The organism is Lichenibacterium minor, assembly GCF_004137685.1.
GTDB classification, from domain to species: Bacteria; Pseudomonadota; Alphaproteobacteria; order Rhizobiales; family Beijerinckiaceae; genus Lichenihabitans; species Lichenihabitans minor.
Window position 1 is genome coordinate 1 of record NZ_QYBB01000107.1, and the last position, 4,057, is coordinate 4,057.

The following is a 4,057-nucleotide window of genomic DNA, read 5'->3' on the forward strand; positions in this document are numbered from 1 at the left end:
TGATCTCCTTCGGCGACGCGGGCTTCGCGGCGCGCGCCAAGGCGCGGCTCGACGCCATGCTGGACAGCGCCAAGATCATGGTCCTGGCATCGCACGACGTCGGCTCGCTGCAAACCTACTGCAACCGCGCCGTTCTGCTCGAAGCGGGCGAGATCGTCGGCGAGGGCACCGTGGACGCGGTGTGGGCGCGCTACATCGACGGCGTCGCCCAGGCGTCCGCGCCGCTCCCGCCCGCCGACGACACGGATGCGCCCGACGACGACGCGCCCGACCACGACGCGGGAGATCGCCTGTCGCCCAGCCTCGCCGGCTGACGGCGACGCGCTCGGCGGCCCGGCCCGCCGCTCGGCGCCGGCCCCGCACCGCGACTTCGCCGGGGTTGCGCGCCGGGTAGCGCGACCCCGGTCCGGACTTCCCCCGCATGCGGACGTCGGCTCGACTCGGGCGCCGCGCCGCCCGGCATCCTCCGCCGGATGGCGCGTCATACGAGATCCGCTGAACTACCTCGAGTTTCGGCAAGGGTAGAAGGTACCGGACTGGTCCAGCGGATCCCGTATCAGGCGTCCGTCAACCCGGGCGGCCGACCGCCGTATGGGTGAAGCCGCGGCGTTCCACCTCTTCGGGCGGGTAGATGTTGCGCAGGTCGACCAGCACGGCGGCCCGCATCACGGACTTGACGCGGTCGAGGTCGAGCGCCCTGAAGGCGTCCCATTCCGTCACGATCACCAGCGCGTCGGCGCCTTCGGCGCAAGCGTAGGGGTCGGGCGCGAAGGCGATGTCCTCGATCAGGCCCCGCGCCGCCTCCATGCCCTCGGGATCGTAGGCCCGCACGCGGGCACCCCCGTCCTGCAGCGCGGCGATGAGCGCCAGGGCGGGCGCGTCGCGCATGTCGTCCGTGTTGGGCTTGAACGTCAGCCCCAGCACCGCCACGGTCTTCCCCCGCAGGCTGCCCCCGCAAGCCGCCACGACTTTCCTGGCCATGGATCGCTTGCGCTGATCGTTGACCGCCACGACGGTTTCGACGATGCGCTGCGAGGCGCCGTGGTCCTGCCCGGTCTTGATCAGGGCCAGCGTGTCCTTGGGGAAGCAGGAGCCGCCGTAGCCAGGCCCGGCGTGGAGGAACTTCGGGCCGATCCGGTTGTCGAGCCCGATGCCGCGGGCGACCTCCTGCACGTCGGCGCCGACCCGCTCGCACAGGTCAGCGATCTCGTTGATAAAGGTGATCTTCGTGGCCAGGAAGGCGTTGGCGGCATATTTCGTCAGCTCGGCGGTGCGGCGCGAGGTCCACACGATCGGCGCCTGGTTCAGGTACAGCGGACGATACAGTTCCTGCATCACGGCTCGGGCGCGCGCGTCCTCGACGCCGAGCACGATCCGGTCCGGCCGCTTGAAATCCTGAATGGCGGCGCCTTCCCGCAGGAACTCGGGGTTGGACGCCACCGACAGCTCGGCGTCGGGCCGGGCTTCGCGGATGATGCGCTCCACCTCGTCGCCGGTGCCGACCGGCACGGTGGACTTGGTGACCACGACGGTCGGGCCGTCGAGCGACGCCGCGATCTCTCGCGCGGCGCCGTGGACGTAGCTGAGGTCGGCGTGGCCGTCGCCGCGGCGCGACGGCGTGCCGACCGCGATCATCACCACCTCGGCCGAGCGGACAGCGGCGGGCAGGTCCGTGGTGAAGGACAGCCTTCCCGCGCGGGCGTTGGAGGCCACGAGGTCGGCGAGGCCGGGCTCGTAGATCGGCATCTCGCCCCGGCGCAGCATGGCGATCTTGGCGGGATCGTTGTCGACCGCCACGACCGTGTGGCCGAAATCGGCGAAGCAGGCGCCCGAAACCAGTCCGACGTAGCCCGAGCCGATGATGGCGATGCGCATGCTGATCCGCTTTCAAACCCACCAGGCGTCCCGCCCGGCCAAGGCGGGTGATTAACGGCTCCGACCCCGAGCGGCAAGCGACGCCACGCCGTCGGTCTCGCGCGCCCTGTCGCGGAGGGAGAGAGGTGGATCGCAGCCCGCAGATGGCGAAGCTCGTGGCAGCGTCGTCGGCTCCGGGGAACGGACGGGCGAGGAGACTCTGGCGGGGTTCGCCAGAGGCGGCGGCATCCAGGGCGCGCGTAAGCGCGCGGCGACGTCGAGCACGGGAAGCAGGACGATCCGGCTCGGCATCCACCCCGGCATCGCCGCCGGTCGCGCCGCCGAAGGGCGGTGCAGGATCGGTCGGTCTCCATCCGAGTGGCCTGCGGACGTCCTCGTGGAACCGGGCGCCGAGCGCGGACACACGCGCGTGGTCGAGCCCCCCGCGACCCGTCACCTCCGACGGACGGCCGACGATCGGGAGGACCTCCGCCCCGATGGGCGCACCGGCGCGCCCGCAACCTTGCTTTACCCACTCGGATGAGCCAATTTCCCGGCGGTTTCGGGTCGGCATCCGGGTGGTCATGACGGGTTTCGAGGTCGACCATGGTCCGGTCCAGGGCGGCGCGACCCTGTCGGGCGGCATACCGCGCCTCGCCTCGGCCACCGGGCGGGGCCGCGTCGCCGTCCTGGTGCCCTGCTACAACGAGGCCCTGACCGTGGTCTCCGTCGTGCGCGAGTTTCGGGCGTCGCTGCCGGACGCCGCGATCTACGTCTACGACAACAACTCGACCGACGAGACGGCCCGCCTGGCTGCGGACGAGGGCGCGGTGGTGCGCATCGAACGGCGTCAGGGCAAGGGTCACGTCGTCCGGCGCATGTTCGCCGACATTGAGGCCGACTGCTATATCATGGTGGACGGGGACGGCACCTACGACGCGCGCGTCGCGGGACGGCTGGCCGAGATGGTGCTCGGCGAAGGCTACGACTTCGTCAACGTGGCGAGGATCTCGACCGACCTGGACGCCTACCGGCGCGGCCACCGCCTCGGCAACCTGGCCCTGACTCAGATCGTCCGCTCGATCTTTGGTCGCGAAACCTCCGACATGCTGTCGGGGTACAAGGCGCTGTCGCGCCGCTTCGTGAAATCCTTTCCGGCGATGTCGAGCGGCTTCGAAACGGAAACGGAGCTCACCGTCCACGCCCTGGAGATGAGGATGCCGATGGGGGAAATTTCCGCGCCCTACGTCGAACGTCCCAGCGGCTCGACGAGCAAGCTGCGCACCTATCGGGACGGCACGCGCATCCTCATGCTGATCTCCCGTCTGATCAAGGACGAGCGGCCGTTCCGCTTCTTCGCCCTTTCGGGCCTCGCCGTCGCGCTGTCGGGCGTCCTGCTCGGCATACCCGTCGTTCTGACCTACCTCGAAACCGGGCTCGTGCCGCGCCTGCCCACGGCCGTGCTGAGCTTCGGCCTCGTGGTGCTCGGCGCGGCGTCCATCTTCACCGGCATCATCCTCGACGTCGTCACCAAGGCGCGGCAGGAGTTCAAGCGGCTCACCTATCTGTCGATGCCGCCACCGGGAACACCGCCGTGAGGGCTTTCGCGCGAGGTCCCCTGCCCCCGGCGAAACGGGTCAATCTCGCCCAGTTCGCCCGTTTTGCCGCGGTCGGAGGGGTGGGGTTCTGCGTCGACGCGGGCGTGCTGCTCGTGCTGGTGCGGGTGTTCCGAACGGATCCGATCCCGAGCCGCCTGCTGTCCTCCGCCGTCGCGGTAGTGGCCACCTACGCGCTCAACCGCGTCTGGGCCTTCCGCGCTCAGGTCGGCTTCCTGCGCGGCCTCGGGCTCTACATCGCCGTCCAAGGCCTCGGCTTCGTGTGCAATCTGTCGATCTATTCGGCGCTCTACCTGCTCGTGCCGCCGCCCTGGAACGCACCGCTCGCATGCCTCGCCGTCGCGTCGGCCTTCGCGCTGGTGATCAACTATCTCGGTGCGAAGCTGATCGTCTTCCGCGCCACTGATCGGCCCCGCGGCACCGGCGTCCTGCCGAACTGAGGACGGCCGCGTCGCTTTGCGGCGGCGGCATGGTGCTGCTCGCCGCCGCTCGGGTGATCAGCCTTGTGGCGGGGTCGTGTGCCACGGCTTCCGCCGCCGGGGCGGGAAGGCCAGGGCGAAGTCGGCCGAGGCGAGGTCGAGGTTGGG

Annotated in this window: 3 protein-coding genes and 1 pseudogene; 3 read left to right on the plus strand and 1 reads right to left on the minus strand. The window is 70.4% G+C overall.

Annotation, left to right across the window (positions count from 1 at the left end):
- Positions 1-314 (plus strand): annotated as a pseudogene (locus D3273_RS28595) (hypothetical protein); the annotation flags it as partial.
- A 253-nt stretch (positions 315-567) separates the two neighbouring features.
- Here the strand turns inward: D3273_RS28595 and D3273_RS27255 are convergent.
- A complete protein-coding gene (locus D3273_RS27255) occupies positions 568-1,875 on the minus strand; it encodes a UDP-glucose dehydrogenase family protein (protein ID WP_129230129.1) in 1,308 nt (435 codons plus the stop codon).
- Positions 1,876-2,438: 563 nt separating this feature from the next.
- Between D3273_RS27255 and D3273_RS27260 the strand changes: the two genes are divergently transcribed.
- Complete coding sequence (locus tag D3273_RS27260) at positions 2,439-3,452, plus strand: glycosyltransferase (protein WP_129230131.1); 1,014 nt, start codon at positions 2,439-2,441, stop codon at positions 3,450-3,452.
- Entirely contained in the window at positions 3,449-3,910 is a 462-nt protein-coding gene (locus D3273_RS27265) for a GtrA family protein (protein ID WP_129230133.1), read from the plus strand. The genes D3273_RS27260 and D3273_RS27265 overlap by 4 nt, the downstream gene beginning before the upstream one ends.
- Positions 3,911-4,057: the final 147 nt, after the last annotated feature.

What these genes read in the sequence shown, in the direction of transcription:
- D3273_RS27255 (WP_129230129.1), bottom strand. Translation starts at nt 1,875, where the DNA reads ATGCGCATCGCCATCATCGGCTCGGGCTACGTCGGACTGGTTTCGGGC.
- D3273_RS27260 (WP_129230131.1), top strand. Translation starts at nt 2,439, where the DNA reads ATGACGGGTTTCGAGGTCGACCATGGTCCGGTCCAGGGCGGCGCGACC.